We start from the raw sequence: 19,852 nt of genomic DNA, 5'->3' as shown, positions 1-19,852 counted from the left end.
TTTTCGGTATCATTAAGGTATGTGTTCAGAAAGATCGGTTTTCAGGACTTAAGCGTATGATAACCGATGTGCGTTTCTACCAAACGCTTCAGTTGGACGTAACTAGGGTGAGGAGAGGAGCAGCACGTTATTTGGATAAAACGATCCCGGAAGCCTTTGCTTGAATGGGTACGGGAGCACCGGAGATGTTTCCGGGAAACGTGACTTCGTGTTATTTACCTGGACCCGGCTGAATTTAGGATTCGTTACCGAGTGGCTTCTTTAATTCACTTCGTAATCGCAAGCGGTCTTTTTAAACTGCCCTATTATAAGGAAGTTAGAGGGAACATGCTTGAACACTACTTTGAAGGAGGATAATGTAAAATGGAAAATTGTTTGTTTTGTAGCATTGTAGAGGGGAAGATCCCTTCGAAAAAAGTGTATGAAGACGATACATTTCTCGTATTTCATGATATCCAGCCTGCAGCGCCGGTCCATGTACTGATCATTCCGAAGAAGCATATCGCTACGATGAACGATGTCGGCTCAGAAGATTATGCCATGATTGGTGAATTGCATCGCATTGCACAGCAGATGGCCAAGGAGCTTGGTGTTGCAGAGACTGGCTACAGATTGATCAATAACTGCGGTCCTGATAGCGGACAGGCTGTATATCATATTCACTATCACCTGCTAGGCGGAGCGAAGCTGGGGGCGCTTGCACAAACTTCGGATTCACATGCAAATTGACGAATTTTGTGAATGTCTAATTGCCTGAAATTGTGGAAAAACTAAGGTATACCGCCGTTTTTGCCTCATGCTGATCGGTGTGCATAGGTAAAAAAGTAATAAATAATGAATAGGAAAACAGGGTGTCAGGTTGACACCTTCTTTATTTTTCCCCTATAATGTAGCTTGATGAACCGTGTTGTTATGCTCTTGGACGGTCTGGTCGGAGGGAGGGAAAACTGGTGTCTGAAACTAAAGTTCGCAAAAACGAGACAATTGATGCTGCACTTCGTCGCTTTAAACGTTCCATTGCTAAAGATGGCGTATTGGCTGAGGTGAAGAAACGCAAGCATTATGAAAAGCCAAGCGTAAAGCGCAAGAAAAAGTCCGAGGCTGCTCGTAAGAGAAAGTTTTAGGAGGAATTAGCTACCATGAATCTTAGCGAGCGATTGAACGAAGATATGAAGCAAGCGATGAAGAGTCAAGACAAGTTCAAACTCTCCACCATACGAATGGTACGTTCTACGATTAAAAATCTTGAGATAGATTTGAAAAGAACTTTGGACGATAATGAAGTGCTTGATATCCTAAGTCGTGAGATCAAACAGCGCAAAGATGCCCTCCAAGAATTTGAAAAAGCAGGTCGCGAAGATCTTGCCGCGAGTGCCAGAGCGGAAGTTGAGATCATTGCCGTATACCTTCCCAAGCAGTTAACTGAAGAAGAAATTAAAGTCATTGTACAGCAGACCATCCAGGAAACCGGTGCTTCTTCAAAAGCTGATATGGGGAAAGTGATGAGCGCGCTGATGCCCAAGGTCAAAGGCCGGGCTGACGGTAAGCTTGTTAATCAGGCAGTGCAACAGTCTCTGCAATAGCTAATAGAGGTAAACACCTTCTACATCGTAGAAGGTGTTTTTTCTTGTGTTTTCATAAATCACCACCTCCCCGCATATTTTGTACAGTAGGGGAAGGAGGATTGCCTCATATGAGCCGGTTTGTCCGCAAATTTCGCAAATGGACGGTCGAAGCGCTCGACTTGCCAGGAGATCTTGTTTTTAATTTGCCAAGGCTCACCTTGATCGGAGGTAAGCAGTTGTACATAGAGAATCATCGCGGGGTAGTGTTCTTCTCTCCGGAACAGCTTCAATTGGAGTTAAGCCACGGTTCTCTTGAGGTCGAGGGGAGTGGACTTGTCATAAAGGAAATATTGCCACAGGAAATCGTCATCGAAGGGAAAATCGAAGGGATTAAATATCGCGGAACGGAGGAGTAAGCTGTGAAATCACCCGTCTTTGCCAAGCTGCGCGGCGTAGTCACGATTGTCGTCCGCGGTAAATCGATTGAACTTCTCGTCAATGAGCTAACGAAGAAAGAGATGCAGGTGTGGGATCTGAAGCCGCTCCCGGATGGGACAATGGAGATGAACATCCAGCTGGCGGACTTCTTCAAGCTGCGTCCGCTTCTGAAGCGGACAGGCTGTCGTCTTAGAGTGAAGCGGCGCTCAGGCATTCCTTTTATGATGGTCAGATTATGGAAACGCAAATGGTTCGTCTTCGGATTTGCTCTTTTTATCGGCGTTGTACTAGCATTATCTTCTCTGGTATGGGATATTGAAGTGGAGGGCAATGGCAAAATTCCAAAGGAGGATGTCCTGCTTGCTGCTCGTAGCGAGGGAGTATATCCTTTCCAATGGATTTATCGGCTGCCCAGACAGGACGAGCTCTCCAAGGATCTGGCCCGCAAGCTGCCGGGGGTATCCTGGGTTGGCGTCTCGCGCACAGGAACAAAGATCAGGATCCAGATCGTGGAGGCGTCAAAGCCGAAAGAGCAGGAGTTGATGAACCCGCGCAGTTTTGTCAGCACGTCGGATGCGGTTGTCACACGCATTTATGCGGAGAGGGGCAATCCGGAAGTAAGAAAAAATGACCGCGTTCGTAAAGGGCAAGTTCTTATCTCCGGTGAACAGGGGGGCAAGAGAATTGTCGCCAAGGGAGAGGTCAGAGGTATTGTCTGGCATGAATACAATATCGAAGTACCGTTGCTGCGCAAGCAGAAGGTTTATACCGGAGAGAAAAAAGAACGCGGATATTTATATTTTGGCAAAACAGCGATTCAGCTTACCGGATATGGGAAGGTCGATTTTGAGAAATCCAACACGATGACGAGAATAGACCCGCTGACCTGGAGAAGCTTCAAGCTGCCCATCGGCTGGATGAGCGAGGAGATTATGGAGACGACTTTTATTGAATTGGCGATTTCTGAGGAAAAGGCCAAAAATGATGGAATAGAGGCGGCAAAACGCGATATTATGAGCAAGTACGGGACAAAAAGTGTAGTTTTATCGCAAAAAATTTTGCATGAGAAGACTGAGAATGGTAAAGTTTATATGAAAGTGCATTTTGAAGTAGATCAGGATATAGCAAAAGAACTACCCATCGTACAATAGCAAGGAGAATGAGGCTAATTTGTCAGAACAACTTGTCAGTGTCAAAATAGCGCTTCAAAATGCGTCTGAAGGTTTGTCACTATTCGGCCCTCAAGATGCATTCCTGAAGTTGATCGAGAAAAGATTTACAGCAAACATTGTTCTAAGAGAATCGGAAATATCTGTCCGCGGTCAAAACGGCGATGTTGAACGGCTTGAACAGCTATTCGAGGTATTGCTTGAACTTATCCGCAATGGATATATATTGACCGAAAGAGATGTGCTCTATGCGATTGATCTGGCGCAGGATTTCCGGGCTGATCAATTGCTTGATTTATATAAGGGAGAGATCGCTGTAACCTTCCGTGGGAAGCCAATACGCGTCAAGACGATCGGACAGAAGCATTATGTCACAACGATCAAGAAGAACGATATTGTATTCGGTATCGGCCCGGCGGGAACAGGCAAAACCTATCTTGCCGTTGTACTGGCCATCTCGGCGCTGAAGGAAGGCTCGGTTAAGCGTATTATCCTGACTCGTCCTGCGGTCGAAGCTGGGGAGAATCTGGGCTTCCTGCCAGGGGATTTACAGGAGAAGGTAGACCCTTATTTGCGTCCGCTGTATGATGCGTTATACGACGTCATGGGGCCGGATCAGACAGCAAAAGCGTTGGAACGGGGACTGATTGAGATCGCTCCTCTTGCCTATATGCGTGGTCGTACGCTGGATGATTCTTTTATTATATTGGACGAGGCCCAAAATACGACACCAGAACAGATGAAGATGTTTCTGACTCGGCTTGGTTTTGGCTCAAAGATGGTCATTACGGGCGATGTGACTCAGATTGATCTTCCGCGAGGCAAGAAATCCGGGCTGATTGAGGCGAGAACCATTCTGAATAATATTGATGAGATCGGATTTGTTGATTTTGTGGAGTCGGATGTGGTGCGCCACTCGCTGGTTCAGAAGATTATTGTTGCTTATGATCGTGCCGCTGAAAATCAGGCCTAGTATAGGAGGGCTGTCTCTATGACCTCAAATGAAATGCAAAAAAAGAGCAAGTTCCAATCGAAGGCTGCAGGATGGAAATATAGCGCTACTGTGCGCTATATTTTGTATGTTCTCTTGATTGTAATCCTGTATGTGAGCATGGCGTCCAAGCTATTGCCAGAAACCTACGATATTGCGGTTGGCTTGCCCAGTGATAAAGAGATTCTAGCTCCGATGGAAATTCCGGACACCAAAGCGACGCTGAAGGCTCAGGAGGAAGCGGCCGAGAAGGTCGGACAAGTCTATACGATTCTTCCCATGCGCAACGAGATTCTTATCGGGCAAATTCTGGACCGAATCGCCCGTTTGAATCAGGATGATCAGGTTTCGACTGAAGATAAGAAGCAGATTTACCATGATGAACTGCCACAGCGGGTTAAGGATTACATACAGAACTTCATTAAGAATAATCGTAATTCGAGCGACTATACGGCCACGCTGTTCCAAGAGGCTACGGAGCGGATTAATGAGCAGCAATATCAAATTTCAGAAGAGACCTTTATTAAAATACCGCGTTTGACGCTCGAAGATGTTAATGAGATGAAGCCGGTAGCCGCAGAGATCGTCTCACGGCTGATGACCGACCAGATCGTTGATGCGCAGACAGCCAGGGCGAAGGTAGCGGAGATGGTCAGCACGAGCTCCTTGAGCAAACGGGTATCTCGCGAAGTTGTGCAGGAGCTGGCTCGTCTTGTGATTACCCCTAACAAGTTCTATGATGAGGAAGCGACCAAGGCTGCCAAGGTAGAGGCACGGGAGAATACCCCAACGGTCTTTATCAAGCAGGGGGATGTACTCGTAGCCAAGGGGCAGAAGATCACAGAAGAAATGTACAATTTGCTTGAGAAGAACGGCTTGCTTAAAAATGAGGTTAACTATTGGCCGCAATTCGCTCTCGTCATGCTCTCTTCTGTGCTTGCACTGGGGCTGATTATGTATATCCGTCAATCGGAAGGGGCCAGCCGCTTCAAATATAATAATTCGCAGTTTGTTATGCTGCTCATGATCATTGTGATTACGATCATCTCGATGCATTTAGCTGCTATTTTGCAAAATGAACAGCGGATTTACGTAGGTTTTCTTGCTCCGGTTGCTGTCGGAGCTATGCTGATTACATTGTTGCTTGATTTACAGCTTGCCTATATTTGCACTATTTTGTTCAGTGCCCTGGCCAGCGTAATTTTGAATGTGCATAAAGGGCAAATTTTCGACTTCAACTTTGGTTTCTTTACGATCGTAATTTCCTTTGCGGCGATCTTTGCGATACATCGAGCCAGCCAGCGATCGACGCTGCTGAAGGCGGGCATAATGATCTGTCTATTCGGGTCATTCTCGGCTTTCACATTGATCCTGTTAGACAATAACAGCTGGACCGAATCCAGCACGCTGTATACGATTGGCTTTGCTGTTGCCGGAGGCCTGCTGACAACGATTCTTGTCATCGGCCTGATGCCTTTCTTCGAGGTTACCTTTGGCATATTGTCTGCGCTTAAGCTGGTAGAGTTGTCTAACCCGAACCATCCTTTACTGCGCAAGCTGCTGATTGAGACGCCGGGAACCTACCATCATAGCGTCATGGTTGGCAATCTATCGGAAGCGGCAGCCGAGGCGATCGGCGCGAACGGGCTTTTATGCCGCGTGGGTTCTTATTATCACGATATCGGCAAGACGAAACGCCCAAGCTATTTTATTGAGAATCAGAACAATATGGAGAATCCACATGACTTCATCGATCCGAAACTGAGCAAGTCGATCATTATTGCTCATACGACAGATGGGGTCGAGATGTTGAAGGAATACAAGCTGCCTAAGCCGATTCGTGATATTGCTGAGCAGCATCATGGAACGACCTGCCTGCATTATTTCTATCATAAGGCGCTGACTTTGGCTGAAGAGCAAGGTGTTAAGCCTGAATTCACGGAGGAGGACTTCCGTTATCATGGTCCTAAGGCTCAATCCAAAGAAGCGGCCGTAGTAGGAATTGCGGATAGTGTTGAAGCGGCTGTTCGTTCGCTGCGCAAGCCTACGGTGGAACAGGTAGAGACGATGATTGAGAAGATTATTAAGAGCCGTCTGGACGATCACCAGTTCAATGAATGCGATTTGACGATGCGTGAGCTTGATGTCATTGCCAAGACGCTGAAGGAAACGGTGATGGGGATCTTCCATTCCCGGATCGAATATCCGGAGCAGATGAAGAAGACAAAAGCGGCGGAAGAAGAGAACAACAGGGGGCAGGAAGGAAATGGGGCTTAAGTTAGAATGGAGCAACGAGCAGGACAAGCTGGCCATTAGCGACGATTTGATTTCTTTATTGGATAAATTGCTGCAAAAAGCAGGCGAAGCCGAAGGGGTAACGGAAGGCGAGGTTGCCCTGACCTTTGTCGATGACGAGAATATTCATGAACTGAACCGGACCTATCGCGGGATAGATCGGCCAACGGATGTATTGTCCTTTGCGATGCAGGAATCCCTTGATGATGAGCTGGAGATCGTCTATGAAGTGGATGATGAAGAAGCGGAGCAGCTAGAGGTAATGACAGACGTGCTTGGCGACATCATTATCTCTGTAGAACGTGCTCAGCAGCAGAGCGAAGACTACGGTCATTCTCTTCATCGGGAAATTGGCTTCTTGTTTGTGCACGGCTTCTTGCATCTGCTTGGCTATGACCATCAGGATGAAGCTAGCGAAGCGGAAATGATGGGCAAACAAGAGGCAGCACTTTCGCAAGTAGGACTGCTCCGCTAATGAGATCAAAGCGTAAATGGAGCGATGTATTCGGCTGTGCATTTGAGGGGATCATCCATTCTTTACGAACAGAACGAAATTTGCGCATTCACGTACTGGCCGGCATCTTAGTGGTGCTGGCTGCGTTGTTTTTTCAACTCACGTTAAGGGATATCGCTCTATTGCTTGTTATGATTGCGCTAGTGATCTGTACGGAGCTGCTGAATACGGCGATTGAGAAGACGGTTGATCTGATCAGCCCGGACTGGCACAAGCTGGCCAAGATTGCCAAGGATGCGGCAGCCGCAGCGGTGCTGGTTGCAGCGATAATCTCTGTGCTGGTTGCGGTACTATTATTCTATCAGCCTGTAATGAGCTGGCTAGGAATGAGTTGAGCCTCCCCGTTGATGGGCTGCATGGCAGCATGGGGAATGAGGCAACTTATGAATTGATGGAATGTTGAATAACCTCCTGAAGGTTTTGGAGCGAATTCAGGATTAAAGGATAATGAAAGGGTTGCATATATGACTAAATCTAAATTCAAATCGGGGTTTGTAGCTATTGTCGGCCGTCCTAACGTCGGTAAATCCACACTGATGAACCAGGTGATTGGCCAAAAAATCGCGATTATGTCCGATAAACCGCAGACGACGCGGAATAAAATTCACGGAGTCTATACGACCGATGAAATGCAAATTGTATTTCTTGATACACCAGGCATTCATAAGCGTCAATCGAAGCTTGGAGATTTCATGAATACAACAGCGTTAAATACGCTTGGCGAAGTGGAGGCCGTCCTGTTCCTGGTCGATGCGGCAGAAGGTCTAGGCGGGGGAGATCGCTTTATTATCGAGAAGCTTAAGGGCTTGTCAACACCCGTTATTCTGGTGCTGAACAAGATTGATCGTGTAGAGCCGGAGGTTCTGCTTCCGTTGATTGAGGAATATAGCAAGCTGCACAACTTTGCTGAAATCGTGCCTGTTTCGGCGATGCTGGGCAATAACGTGAATACGCTGCTTGAACAGCTCGGCAAATACCTGCCAGAAGGACCGCAATATTATCCTGAAGATCAAATTACGGACCATCCGGAGCAGTTTGTATGTGCTGAACTGATTCGCGAGAAAATTTTGCATATGACCCGGGAAGAAGTTCCGCATTCCATTGCAGTGACGATTGAAGATATGCGTGTGCAAGATAACGGGGTTGTTTATGTAGGGGCTGTGATATTTGTTGAGCGTGATTCACAGAAAGGGATCATTATCGGTAAACAAGGCTCAATGCTGAAGGAAGTTGGCAAACGGGCAAGAATGGATATTGAACGCCTGCTTGGCTCGAAGATTTTCCTTGAGCTCTGGGTCAAAGTGAAGAAAGACTGGCGAAACCAGGATCGGGTTCTTAAAGATCTCGGCTTCCATAAAGATGCTTAAGTGGGAGTTTGCGGTTGGCGTAAGTCAAACATTGTAAAATAGGCACTCGGGTGAAGGGGAAGAGGAGCGGAGCGTACGTAGTGTGTACGTGAGCACCGAAAGACCCGGCTGAATTCAAGATTCGATATCGAGTAGTTCAACAGTATTACATCGTAATCAAAATCAGGTTGCTTGAACTTCCGTATAAATAAATGTTCAAGCAGCCCGGTTTTCAGTACCGAGAAGGTTGGATGAAGCTTAGGGGAAGAGGAGCGAAGCGTACGCAGTGTGTACGTGAGCACCGGAAGCCCCGGCTGAATTCAAGATTCGATGTCGAGTAGTTCAACAGTATTACATCGTAATCAAAATCGGGTTGCTTGAACTTCCTCTAAGCTGGGAGGAATTGCAACGCATAGATCATGTCATCTAGCACATCCTATTCTTTGTAGATACAGACGTCGTTTCCGAAGAGAGGATGAATACGAATGCGAGATTTTTCGTGGAAGTATTTTGCAATGACGGGAGATGTCGATGCTTATTTATTGTATAAAGAGTCTGGTGGAAGTATAGGTGAGGAAGCCAGTACCATTGAGGAACTGAGCCTCGAGGAGGAAGAAGCGGCGGCTGAATAACGCTGTTATGGAGCCGGAGCGGTTGGGGGAACAGGTATGTTGTATAGAGTAGAAGGAATCGTCATCCGCAGTATGGATTATGGCGAAGGGAATAAAATCGTCACACTCTGCACCGAAAATAATGGAAAAATCGGCGTTATTGCGCGCGGAGCTAAGAAGATGAAGAGCCGCTTGGCCGCCATGGTGCAGCCTTTTACTTATGGAGAATATGTGTTCTTCCGTCAAAATGGCGGCTTGGGAACGCTGAATCAAGGTGAGATTATTGAATCTCACTTTTCTTTGCGTGAGGATCTGTTCCTGGCGGCCTATGCTTCCTATGCTTGTGAATTGCTGGACCGTACGCTGCAGGATGAAGAAATCGGGCGTTTCTGGTTCACACAACTGAAGGCCTGTCTGGATGCGTTGTCGACTGGAAAAGATCCGCAGATCGTTCTCCATCTATATGAAATTAAGGTTCTTCAGGCCGCGGGATACGGACCTTCCTTCAGCGCTTGTGTCAATTGTGGGGCTGAGGATGAATCCACCTTCATGAGTCCGCGGCTTGGAGGCAAACTATGTCGAAGATGCCGTCATCACGATCCAGCGGCGCGGGAAATTACAGCGGGGACTTATAAATTGCTGACTTTGTTTGAAAGAATGGATATGAGAAGGCTGGGCAGCATTAGTGTAAAGGATAACACCAGGCAAGAACTCAAGGAATTGATGCGTTCTTTTATTGATATTCAACTGGGGCTCAAGCTAAAATCGCTGCAGGTGCTGGATCAACTGAACAAGTATAATATTTGACATTCTATCTGTAATTATTTATAATTTATTAGAATTTCTCCAGTTAGTACGAGTTTAAAAAGGTCGGTTGGTCAGCATCGAAGCGCAGGATCAAAAGTGACTTTTTTGAGCAATCTCTATATGGAGATTCATGTGTTGAGCGGGACAAGTAATGGAGTCTACATCTGCATGAAGCGAGCCGGGGAAGGTGTAAGCCCGGTCGGATTAGTCCATGAAATGGCAGCCCGGGAGCATGAAGAATTGTTCGTGAAAAGCGGATTTGCTAAACTTTCTTTTTGATAAATATTCAAAAAAGTTGGCAAATCAAGTAGGGTGGAACCGCGGGAAAGCTATAGCTCTCGTCCCTACGTCTGGTTACAGGCGTGGAGGAAGAGAGCTTTTTTGCGTACTCTTCCGGACGCCGGGAGTGAAGCTGAATAATAGATCATCGGGATAAGCTGCAAAGCTTGCAACCGGGCATAATGTTCTGTTCAGCCGATATTTTCGCATTTAACAAACAAAGGAGTTGTGGTTCATGAATTTCCAACAAATGATTCTGACCCTGCAGCAGTTCTGGTCGGAGCAAGATTGCATTGTCGTGCAGCCGTATGATGTGGAGAAGGGAGCGGGGACGCTTAATCCGATGACCTTCCTTCGCTCAATTGGACCAGAGCCATGGAGAGTCGCTTATGTAGAGCCATCCCGTCGTCCGGCGGACGGACGATATGGCGAGAATCCGAACCGTCTGTATCAGCATCACCAGTTCCAAGTCATCATCAAGCCCTCCCCTGACAATATTCAGGAAATTTATTTGGAAAGCCTGAAGCGTCTTGGAATCAATCCGCTGGAGCATGATATTCGCTTTGTAGAGGATAACTGGGAGCATCCGGGCCTTGGCGCTTGGGGGCTTGGTTGGGAAGTTTGGCTGGACGGCATGGAAATTACACAATTTACTTATTTCCAACAGGTTGGCGGAATTGAAGCTAATCCTGTAGCAGTGGAGATTACTTATGGTATGGAGCGGCTTGCTTCATATATCCAGGATAAAGAAAATGTGTTCGATCTGGAGTGGGTGGATGGAACGAGCTATGGAGATGTATTCCACCAGGCCGAATTTGAACATTCGAAATATACGTTTGAAATCTCGGACGTAAAAATGCTATTCACCTTGTTCAACATGTATGAGCAGGAAGCAAACAAAGCGATGGATCAGCATCTTGTATTCCCGGCATATGATTATGTGCTGAAATGCTCGCATGCGTTCAACTTGCTTGATGCCAGAGGGGCAATCAGCGTAACGGAGCGGACCGGTTACATCACCCGGATTCGTAATCTAGCCCGTCAAGTTGCGGCAACTTATTTGGAGGAACGCGAGAAATTGGGATTCCCAATGCTTGAGAAAGGGGGCGCTGCACATGTCTAAAGATTTATTGTTTGAGATCGGTTTAGAGGAAATGCCTGCCCGTTTTATCCGTGGGGCGATGGAGCAGTTGGCGGAACGATTGGGCAAATGGCTGGATGATTCAGTAATTACACATGGTGCCGTCCTAAGCTATGCATCACCGCGCCGTCTGGCTGTGCTTGTCAAGGATGTGGCCGAGAAGCAGGAAGATGTTCATGAAGAGGTCAAAGGGCCATCCCGTAAAATTGCTTTGGACGAAAATGGAGAGTGGAGTAAAGCCGCGCTTGGATTTGCCCGCAGTCAAGGAGCGGCACCGGATCAGTTTACTTTCAAAGATCTGGGCGGAACAGAGTATGTCTATGTCAGCAAGAGCCGCACCGGTGTGGAGACAGCTTCCATCGTATCGGAAGGACTGCTGGGCATTATGCATGCGATGAATTTTCCGAAAAATATGCGCTGGGGCAATCATGACTTTAAATTTGTACGCCCGATTCGTTGGATCGTTGCCCTGTTCGGATCGCAAATTATCGAGCTGGAAATCGCCGGTGTTAAATCCGGGAACGTAACAAGGGGACATCGTTTCCTTGGTCAAGATACCGTTATTTCAGAACCAGCCAATTATGTTGAAGCCTTGCGTGCCGAGCATGTGATTGTTGATGTAAATGAGCGCCAGAAGCTTATTGAAGAGCAAATTGCGGCACTGGCTTCTGAAAAAGGCTGGAATATCGCCGTTAAGGATGACTTGCTGGAGGAAGTTTTGTTTCTGGTTGAAACACCAACCGCTCTTTACGGGAGGTTCGAGGAATCTTTCTTGAACATTCCCAAGGAAGTGCTTATCACTTCCATGCGCGAGCATCAACGTTATTTCCCGGTATTGAACAACGAAGGAGATTTGCTTCCATATTTCGTAACGGTGCGCAACGGGAACGCTGAGCATCTTGACACCATCTCCCGCGGGAATGAAAAGGTGCTGCGCGCACGCCTGTCTGATGCGAAGTTCTTCTATGAAGAGGATCAAAAGCTGCAGATTAAGGATGCCTTGTCCAAGCTGGAAAGCATCGTCTTCCATGAAGAGTTGGGAACGGTAGGAGATAAAGTACGCCGCATTCGCCGGAATGCCGAGAAGCTCTCGCACCTGCTTGGCGTAGAATCCGGGGTAGCTGAGATGATCAGCCGTACAGCCGAGATTTGCAAATTCGACCTGGTTACGCAAATGGTAGGTGAATTCCCGGAACTGCAAGGTGTTATGGGTGAGGATTATGCCCGCAAAGCCGGGGAGCCGGAAGCGGTAGCCAAAGCCGTATTTGAACATTATCAACCGCGTTTTGCCGGAGACGAGGTTCCTGCTTCGGAGATTGGTTCAATTGTTAGTATTGCGGATAAAATAGATACGATTACCGGCTGCTTCTCGATCGGCATTATTCCAACCGGATCACAGGATCCATACGGATTACGCCGTCAAGCGGCAGGTATTGTACAGATTATTTTGGAGCATAAATTGTCGGTTAGCCTGAACGATATTTTCAAAATTTCCTTGGAGACTCATGCGAATTTCCACGGGCTGAAGCGTACTGAGGAAGAAATTATGCGCGACTTGCTGGAATTCTTCGGTCTTCGTGTGAAAAGAACGCTGTCCGACAGCTTGCGTTATGATGTGGTTGAAGCGGTCATCGCAGCAGGATATGATGATGTCGTCTCCGTTGTTCAGCGCGGCAATGCCCTGATGGATGCGGTGACGAATCAGGGGGACTTCAAAACAACGGTTGAATCTTTCGGACGTGTAAGCAATCTGGCAGCCAAAGCCTCGGCGATGAAGGTTCGCTTCGACTTGCTCAGCGATCCTGCCGAGCAACAGCTCTATGATGCATGGCGGTCGATGACGGAAGACTATCGCAGCAAGCTAGCGGAAAGACACGAAGCGGAAGCTTTAAATCTGCTTGGCGGATTGCAAGCATCCATTACAAATTTCTTCGATAAAGTTATGGTTATGGCGGACGATGAAGAGATCCGTACGAACCGTCTGGCCTTGCTGGCGGCTATCGATGAGGATCTTAAGGTGTTTGCCGACTTTGGCAAGCTGGTCTGGGCATAGCGGAAATGGAGGAAGTCCGGCAAATGGCTCGAATTGTCGTGGATGCGGATTCCTGCCCGGTAAAACGGGAAATTATTGAGACAGCTCACGATTTTGGTGCGCAGGTGCTTATGGTTTCTTCTTATGATCACGAGCTTCAGGCTGAGCAGGGAGTGCAAATTATCCATGTCGACCGAAGCTCGCAGAGTGCAGATATGTATATTGCCAATCATATCGTCAAGGATGATATCGTAGTGACCCAGGATTATGGTCTCGCTGCGTTGACGTTAGCTAAACATTGTAGAACATTGTCTCCCCGGGGCGAATTATATCACCCGGGGAATATTGATTATTTGCTTGAACGCAGGCATTATCATGCCAAAGCGCGGCGCGGAGGGCGCTATGCCAAGGGGCCCAAGCCTTTTACCGACGTGGACCGCGCTCACTTTCAATATATGTTGTCAAAACTTTTGCAAGATTTGCAGGAGAATAACTAATTTTAGCGAATTTATATTTACGGGTTAGAAGTCATTTTAACGGCCTAAGTTCGGCTGTGAAATATTCTAACTTAGGTGCGTGTTCAAAAAGTTTGACTCTCAGCATCAAGAAGGTTGCAGGAAGCCAGGGTGTGAGGCGCGGAGCTGCGCGTTTTCGATAAGAAACGACCCGGGAAGTCTTTGTTTTACGTGAGCCCTGAGGTGTTTGCGTTAGGAAACATGACTTCTTAAGCATTCGTTTGCCCCGGCTGAGTTCGAGATTCGATGTCGAAGGGTTTACCTGCGTTATTTGCGATCAAAGCAAACTTTTTGAATTACCTCTTGAAAGATGAAGGTGGTTTAGATGAGTACCGGAAGAGGAATTCCGGAGGAAGTCATCGAGGCAGTCTTGCGGCAACATGATATCGTCGACACGGTTGGCAAACACGTTCATCTGACGAAACAGGGTAAGTATATGAAAGGGCTATGTCCATTCCATTCAGAGAAGACGCCCTCTTTTACGGTTACACCCGAACGGCAGATCTTCCATTGTTATGGCTGTGGTAAAGGCGGAAATGCCATCAAATTCAGGATGGAAATCGAAGGATTAACTTTCCCTGAGGCCGTAAGAGTAATGGCGGAAGAGGCCCATATTCCGTTTGAAGACGGAATGGGAGGCCAGGGTGGATCGCCCCGAGATATGGAACTTGAGCAGTTGCTGCAGGCTCATGAATGGACCTCCAAGCTGTATCATTATTTATTGAAGAATACAGAGCATGGCAAACCGGCCTTGGAATATCTGAGGTCTAGAGGCATTAATGACAAGGCGATCGATACTTTCCAAATCGGTTATGCACCTGCGCGTTGGGATACACTCGTCCAGTTTTTGGACAAGCGCTCTTTCGATCTGAAAGCCATGGAGAAAGGCGGATTGATCTCTTCCAAGCAGGATGGAACAGGTTTTGTGGATCGCTTCCGTGACCGGGTCATCTTTCCGCTGCATAATCGGACTGGGAAGGTGATTGCTTTTGCCGGCAGAATTCTTGGCGACGGACAGCCGAAGTACTTGAATTCACCGGAGAGTAGATTGTTCAGCAAGAGCCGGACGTTATATAACCTGCATCAGGCCAAGACCGATATTCGCAAAACAAGGCAATTTGTCCTGTTCGAAGGATATGGCGATGTAATCAGCGCCTGGGATTCAGGGGTTCATAATGGCGTTGCCACAATGGGAACGTCGCTAACGGAGAGTCATGCGAACATAATGAGAAGTCTGGCGGATGAGGTGATCGTCTGTTATGACGGTGATAATGCCGGACAAGCCGCGGCTCTGAAGAGCATATCGATTCTGGAAGGAGTCGGCTTCAATACAAAAATAGCCCTGTTAAGCGATGGGCTCGATCCGGATGAGTTCATTCAGAAATACGGAGCCGAGCGTTTCAAATCGCAAGTGTTGGATGGAGCTGTTACATCCGTCAAATTTAAGCTTATATATCTGAAAAAAAACCATATACTGCTAGAGGAAGACGGAAAGATTGCCTATATCAAAGATGCTCTGGAAATTATAGCCCCTTTGCCATCACCTACGGAACGCGAAATCTATTTGCAGGATTTATCAGCGGATCTGCAGGTGTCATTTGACAGTCTGAAGCAGGAATGCAATGAATTGCGCCAGGCTATGCAAAAAAAGGCTCCCGCAGGGGATAATAAGGCCAAAAGGTGGAATAATGGTAGGCATAAAACGGGGCAGGCGTCAATGCCGACGCTGCTGCCTGCTTATCAGGTCGCAGAGCGAAGATTGCTGTTCTATATGCTCCAGGATGAAGAGGTTGCTCAATATGTGAGCAAACATCTTGGAGATGATTTTAACATCGATGATCATGCGGCGATTGCTGCTTATCTATACGCCTATTATGCGCAAGGAAAAGAGCCGGATGCGAGCCGGTTTGTATCCTCGCTTGAGGATGATCGTCTGGAGAAGACCGTAGTTGCGATCGCTATGATGGATATTCCGAGAGAATGGAGCTTTCTGGAATTGGACGATTGCATCCGGGAGATCCGGCGGTTTCCGCTTCTGGAACAAATTAAGCGCAAAAAAGAAGAGATGGTCTCTTCGGAACGAGCCGGTGACTTTATACGCGCGGCACAAATTGCAAGTGAGATTATTGCCCTAGAGAGACAGTAAGAGGTTTGGACTTTGGATGTTTCTAGGGAGGAGGGAGCCCAATATGGCGAATGATCAACATACTGAACTAGAAACGGATTTGACGTTAGATCAAGTGAAAGAGCGCTTGATTGAACAAGGGAAGAAGAAATCTTCTCTGACCTACAAAGAAATTATGGAGAAGTTGTCTCCCTTCGATCAGGACCCTGAGCAGATGGATGAATTTTTTGAGCATCTTGGAGATCTTGGGATAGATGTAAACGGGGACAGTGATGCAGAGCTGACGAGTCGCAGTGACGACGAGGATCGCGAGAATAATGACGATTTCAATTACGATGATGATCTATCGCTTCCGCCGGGCATTAAGATCAATGATCCGGTGCGAATGTATTTGAAGGAGATCGGACGCGTTCCGCTGTTAACTGCTGAAGATGAGATGGAGCTTGCGAAGCGAATCGAAAATGGCGATGAGGAAGCAAAGCGCCGTCTGGCTGAGGCGAATCTGCGTCTGGTTGTCAGCATTGCCAAGCGTTATGTAGGGCGCGGCATGTTGTTCCTGGATCTGATTCAGGAAGGGAACATGGGTCTGATCAAGGCCGTCGAGAAGTTCGACCACAAGAAGGGCTTCAAATTCAGCACTTATGCAACCTGGTGGATTCGTCAGGCGATTACCCGTGCGATTGCCGACCAAGCAAGAACGATTCGGATTCCCGTTCATATGGTGGAGACGATTAATAAGCTGATCAGAGTATCCCGTCAGCTATTGCAGGAGCTCGGCCGTGAGCCTGCTCCGGAGGAAATTGCCGCAGAGATGGATCTGAGCGTGGAGAAGGTCCGCGAGATCATGAAGATTGCACAGGAGCCTGTATCTCTGGAAACGCCGATCGGTGAGGAAGATGATTCCCATCTGGGCGATTTCATCGAAGATCAGGAGGCGTTGGCGCCAGCGGACGCCGCAGCTTATGAGCTTCTCAAAGAACAGCTGGAGGATGTCCTTGACACTCTTACCGAGAGGGAAGAGAATGTGCTTCGCCTGCGTTTTGGACTCGACGATGGCCGAACCAGGACCTTGGAGGAAGTAGGCAAGGTATTCGGTGTAACAAGGGAGAGAATTCGCCAGATTGAAGCGAAGGCGCTCCGCAAGCTTCGTCATCCAAGCCGCAGCAAACGGCTCAAGGATTTCCTGGAATAGCGTTGAATAGACCTTCTGCAGCCAGGCAGCGAGGTCTATTTTTTCATTCTGACCTTAGCCGCGAGTGCATGTAATACACCAAGGAAGTATTGTAATTCCTAAGTTCGATGAATGGCCTTCTTGTTGTTCACTGCTATTGGTCTTTATTTTAACTTTTTTTCCAAGCTAATGCAAATTGCTGTAAAGCTTGTAATTGTTTTCTTCTTGTGGGGATTTTTCTGAATACTTAGTTTGTAAATCAGGTTATGGCAGTAAATAAAACGGGTGGTGTAATTTTCTTAATGAAACTATCAGCAAGATTACAGGTCATTGCAGAGGAGCTTTTGCTTGGATGCAGAATGGCCGATATTGGATCGGATCATGCGCTGCTGCCAGTCTATGCAGTGAAGAATGGCAAAGCCTCCTATGCCGTTGCTGGGGAAGTGAATGATGGCCCCTTGGAGGCCGCTCAGAGACAGGTTGCCGAGGCCGGGGAACATCGTCGTATCTCTGTCCGCAAAGGCGACGGTTTGGCCGTCATCAGCCCCGGAGAGGTCGATACGATTACGATTGCCGGAATGGGCGGAGCCTTAATCGTATCTATACTTTCAGGTGGAAGGGATAAGCTTGAGGGTGTGAAGCGGCTTGTGCTTCAACCGAATGTTGGGGAGGAATTTGTTCGCCAATGGCTGGTTGAGAACGGCTGGTATTTGGAGAAGGAGCAAATCCTGGAGGAAGACGGGAAGATTTATGAAGTGCTGACGGCTATCGCTGATCCTGGCGCTGATGCATTGAACGAGCGGTTGTACCAAAATAAGGTTATGGATGGCGGAATTGTCGTTTCCAAGCCATGGTTATTGAAAATTGGACCTCGATTCATACTGAATCCTTCATCAACATTATTGAAGAAATGGCAAGGAGAAATCGCGAAGCTGGAGAACATTTGCCGTCAGGTCGCCCTATCTGATCAGGAGGCTTCGCGTGAACGGGAAAGCGAACTCAGGCAGGAGATAGAACAGCTTAAGGAGGTATTGGCATGCTGGCAAAAGGACAGACCGTAATTCAGTACATGGAGCAGCTTGCACCTAAGCATGTTGCTATGGAAGGAGATAAGATTGGGCTGCAGCTTGGCAGTTTAAGCAAAGAGATTACAGGTATTCTCGTTGCGCTGGATGTCAATGAGGAGGTTGTGGACGAGGCTATTTCACTCGGCGTTAATCTCATCGTTGCGCATCATGCGATTATTTTCAGACCGCTCCCGTCGATCCAGGTGGATACGCCTATGGGTAAGGTCTATGAGAAGCTGATCAAGAACGATATCGCTGTCTATATCGCACATACAAATCTGGATATTACAGAAGGTGGTATGAATGATTGGATGGCAGAAGCCCTTGGATTTGAGCCCAGCGCTTCGTTAGAAGATATCCACACAGACAACCTGTACAAGCTGGTTGTATTCGTGCCGAAGGATCACCATCAGCGTGTGCTTGATGCTATGCTTGACGCCGGAGCCGGGGCCATCGGGAATTACAGTCATTGCAGCTTTAATATGGAGGGTTACGGAACGTTTAAGCCTGGGGCAGGGACAGACCCATACATCGGTTCGCAAGGCAAGCTGGAGAAGGTCGAGGAGATTCGGATCGAGACGATTGTTCCGGCGAGTATTCGCAACCAGGTCATACAGGCTATGCTGAAAAAGCATCCGTATGAAGAGGTAGCTTATGACTTGTATCCGATGGATCTGAAGGGCCGTACCTTAGGTTTAGGGCGTGTTGGCAAGCTCGCAGAGCCGGTCACCTTGAAGGAGTTCGTAGAACGTGTCAAAGTGAAGCTGGACGTTCCAGCTGTCAGGGTTGTAGGCGATATGAATCGGTCTATTAAAAAAGCTGCTGTGCTTGGCGGTTCCGGGGGCAGGTACTGGAAGCATGCGTTGTTCCAGGGAGCGGATGTGCTCGTGACGGGAGACGTTGATTACCATACGGCTCAGGACGCTTTTATGGCTGGAATTACGATCGTTGATCCAGGACATAATGCGGAGAAGATTATGAAAGTGAAAGTAGCGGAATGGCTGACTAATAAACTGACAGAGCACAAATATGAGACGAAGGTTCATGCTTCGCAAATAAACACCGAACCATTTGTTTTCATGTAACAATACAGGTGTTTGTATCTGACACCCGAGCGCCCCGGTGAATTCAAGTTCCAAGCCGGGATCACTTCCTGATCGAGCCATATCGCATTTTTGGAACTACCTCTAATTGGACCTTGAGTTAACGTGATATAAGCTGTATACTAACTATTGTTGCATTTCGAAAGTTTGACAGACAATCGCTGGCGGCTTCGGCCGCGAGAGGAAAGTCCGGGCTCCATAGGGCAGGATGCTGGATAACGTCCAGTCAGCGCGAGCTGAAGGATAGTGCCACAGAAATGGACCGCCGATGGCCGCTATTATAGCGGCACAGGCAAGGATGGAACCGAGGTGTAAGAGACCCCGAGGAGCGCTGGTGACTTCGTTCCTGGTAAACCCCATCTGGAGCAAGACCTAATGGGACGCAGCTTCCTTGGAAGCAGCCTTTGCCCGAGGCGCGTCCGGGTTGGTCGCTGGAACCGCATAGTAATGTGCGGTCTAGATAGATGATTGTCACTTACAGCGGGAGGGTAGTTCCCGTTCTTACCGCTACGAGTACAGAACCCGGCTTACGGCAAACTTTCATCACTGTCGCAACATCATCACTTAGAGGCTTACCGCAAGTTGTTAAACCTGCGGTCATGCGCCTCAAATACATACACAAGAAAAAAGGAATTCCTTCGGGACAACCCATACTTTTTTTAAGTTTTTGTTGAAAGTTTGAA

At 47.7% G+C, this 19,852-nt stretch carries 20 protein-coding genes and 1 other RNA gene; all 21 read left to right on the top strand.

What is annotated here, in order from left to right:
• The first annotated feature begins 363 nt into the window (after positions 1-363).
• Positions 364-729 carry a histidine triad nucleotide-binding protein gene (locus tag DMN77_RS04495; RefSeq protein WP_068782095.1) on the top strand — a complete coding sequence of 122 codons (366 nt, stop codon included), beginning with the start codon at positions 364-366 and terminating at the stop codon, positions 727-729.
• A gap of 221 nt (positions 730-950) precedes the next feature.
• Complete coding sequence (rpsU, locus tag DMN77_RS04490; RefSeq protein WP_005547957.1) at positions 951-1,124, top strand: 30S ribosomal protein S21; 174 nt, start codon at positions 951-953, stop codon at positions 1,122-1,124.
• Between the two features lie 15 nt (positions 1,125-1,139).
• A complete protein-coding gene (locus tag DMN77_RS04485) occupies positions 1,140-1,583 on the top strand; it encodes a GatB/YqeY domain-containing protein (RefSeq protein ID WP_068782094.1) in 444 nt (147 codons plus the stop codon).
• 110 nt (positions 1,584-1,693) lie between these two features.
• Positions 1,694-1,981, top strand: a complete 288-nt coding sequence (gene yqfC / locus DMN77_RS04480; RefSeq protein ID WP_068782093.1) for a sporulation protein YqfC — start codon at positions 1,694-1,696, stop codon at positions 1,979-1,981.
• Positions 1,982-1,984: 3 nt separating this feature from the next.
• Entirely contained in the window at positions 1,985-3,154 is a 1,170-nt protein-coding gene (yqfD, locus tag DMN77_RS04475; RefSeq protein ID WP_068782092.1) for a sporulation protein YqfD, read from the top strand.
• Positions 3,155-3,173: 19 nt separating this feature from the next.
• The gene (locus DMN77_RS04470) at positions 3,174-4,145 is read left to right on the top strand and encodes a PhoH family protein (RefSeq protein WP_068782091.1); all 972 of its coding nucleotides are present in this window, start codon (positions 3,174-3,176) and stop codon (positions 4,143-4,145) included.
• Between the two features lie 18 nt (positions 4,146-4,163).
• Positions 4,164-6,440, top strand: coding sequence for an HD family phosphohydrolase (locus DMN77_RS04465; RefSeq protein WP_068782090.1), 2,277 nt, complete (start codon positions 4,164-4,166; stop codon positions 6,438-6,440).
• Positions 6,430-6,933 (top strand): rRNA maturation RNase YbeY, encoded by a 504-nt coding sequence (gene ybeY, locus DMN77_RS04460; RefSeq protein WP_179013726.1) that lies wholly within the window; start codon positions 6,430-6,432, stop codon positions 6,931-6,933. The genes DMN77_RS04465 and ybeY overlap by 11 nt, the downstream gene beginning before the upstream one ends.
• A complete protein-coding gene (locus DMN77_RS04455) occupies positions 6,933-7,307 on the top strand; it encodes a diacylglycerol kinase family protein (RefSeq protein WP_068782088.1) in 375 nt (124 codons plus the stop codon). The genes ybeY and DMN77_RS04455 overlap by 1 nt, the downstream gene beginning before the upstream one ends.
• A gap of 129 nt (positions 7,308-7,436) precedes the next feature.
• On the top strand, positions 7,437-8,339 hold the full coding sequence (gene era / locus DMN77_RS04450; protein WP_068782087.1) for a GTPase Era: 903 nt from the start codon (positions 7,437-7,439) through the stop codon (positions 8,337-8,339).
• A gap of 464 nt (positions 8,340-8,803) precedes the next feature.
• Positions 8,804-8,950: a YqzL family protein gene (locus DMN77_RS04445; protein WP_082790171.1), complete on the top strand. Its 147-nt coding sequence runs from the start codon at positions 8,804-8,806 to the stop codon at positions 8,948-8,950.
• Between the two features lie 36 nt (positions 8,951-8,986).
• Positions 8,987-9,736, top strand: coding sequence for a DNA repair protein RecO (gene recO, locus DMN77_RS04440; protein ID WP_068782086.1), 750 nt, complete (start codon positions 8,987-8,989; stop codon positions 9,734-9,736).
• Between the two features lie 135 nt (positions 9,737-9,871).
• Positions 9,872-10,015 (top strand): hypothetical protein, encoded by a 144-nt coding sequence (locus DMN77_RS04435; RefSeq protein ID WP_157259360.1) that lies wholly within the window; start codon positions 9,872-9,874, stop codon positions 10,013-10,015.
• Positions 10,016-10,250: 235 nt separating this feature from the next.
• On the top strand, positions 10,251-11,138 hold the full coding sequence (gene glyQ, locus DMN77_RS04430; RefSeq protein WP_068782085.1) for a glycine--tRNA ligase subunit alpha: 888 nt from the start codon (positions 10,251-10,253) through the stop codon (positions 11,136-11,138).
• The gene (gene glyS / locus DMN77_RS04425) at positions 11,131-13,209 is read left to right on the top strand and encodes a glycine--tRNA ligase subunit beta (protein ID WP_068782084.1); all 2,079 of its coding nucleotides are present in this window, start codon (positions 11,131-11,133) and stop codon (positions 13,207-13,209) included. Before glyQ ends, glyS begins: the two co-directional genes overlap by 8 nt.
• A gap of 23 nt (positions 13,210-13,232) precedes the next feature.
• On the top strand, positions 13,233-13,685 hold the full coding sequence (locus DMN77_RS04420; RefSeq protein WP_179013724.1) for a YaiI/YqxD family protein: 453 nt from the start codon (positions 13,233-13,235) through the stop codon (positions 13,683-13,685).
• 343 nt (positions 13,686-14,028) lie between these two features.
• Positions 14,029-15,849 carry a DNA primase gene (gene dnaG / locus DMN77_RS04415; RefSeq protein WP_179013723.1) on the top strand — a complete coding sequence of 607 codons (1,821 nt, stop codon included), beginning with the start codon at positions 14,029-14,031 and terminating at the stop codon, positions 15,847-15,849.
• Positions 15,850-15,892: 43 nt separating this feature from the next.
• Positions 15,893-17,020, top strand: a complete 1,128-nt coding sequence (gene rpoD / locus DMN77_RS04410; RefSeq protein WP_068782081.1) for an RNA polymerase sigma factor RpoD — start codon at positions 15,893-15,895, stop codon at positions 17,018-17,020.
• 281 nt (positions 17,021-17,301) lie between these two features.
• Entirely contained in the window at positions 17,302-18,060 is a 759-nt protein-coding gene (locus tag DMN77_RS04405) for a tRNA (adenine(22)-N(1))-methyltransferase (RefSeq protein ID WP_179013721.1), read from the top strand.
• Positions 18,036-19,151 carry a Nif3-like dinuclear metal center hexameric protein gene (locus tag DMN77_RS04400; RefSeq protein WP_179013720.1) on the top strand — a complete coding sequence of 372 codons (1,116 nt, stop codon included), beginning with the start codon at positions 18,036-18,038 and terminating at the stop codon, positions 19,149-19,151. Before DMN77_RS04405 ends, DMN77_RS04400 begins: the two co-directional genes overlap by 25 nt.
• 160 nt (positions 19,152-19,311) lie before the next feature.
• Positions 19,312-19,714, top strand: an RNA gene (gene rnpB, locus DMN77_RS04395) — RNase P RNA component class A.
• Positions 19,715-19,852: the final 138 nt, after the last annotated feature.

It is taken from the genome of Paenibacillus sp. 79R4, from assembly GCF_013393165.1.
In the GTDB taxonomy this organism is placed as follows: Bacteria; Bacillota; Bacilli; order Paenibacillales; family Paenibacillaceae; genus Fontibacillus.
This window is presented reverse-complemented; position numbering and strand designations above follow the sequence as displayed.